Below are 273 nucleotides of genomic sequence, written 5' to 3'. Positions count from 1 at the left end.
AGCCGAGAGCTAAGAACATAAGGTAGGCATCCCCTTTGCCTGCGCACTTCATCCAACGCCAGAAACCATAGCTGGCCAACAGGATCGAGAACGATAAAACGGGGTCAGTCAGCACAACACCACTGGACACCAAGCCCAGCGCCGTGCCGGAAAAGATGATGGCTGCCCAAATGCCCGCCTTGCGCGATACCTCCTGTGTCGCGAGCCTGATGATGAAGCAGCTTGCCAAGTGGAGAAACCAGGCTGGGAATCGAGCAGCAAACTCATTGGTGC

General features: G+C 56.0%; 1 protein-coding gene. It reads right to left on the bottom strand.

Features of this window, described 5'->3' with window-relative positions:
- Window positions 1–273 (bottom strand): phospholipid carrier-dependent glycosyltransferase (locus tag KMS84_RS44550; RefSeq protein ID WP_256921589.1); only part of this gene is annotated, 273 nt, incomplete at both ends.

Source organism: Streptomyces hilarionis, assembly GCF_024539675.1.
Classification (GTDB): Bacteria; Actinomycetota; Actinomycetes; order Streptomycetales; family Streptomycetaceae; genus Streptomyces; species Streptomyces hilarionis.
Note: the sequence above shows the minus strand (reverse complement) of the source record. Positions and strands in the feature narration are given on the sequence as shown.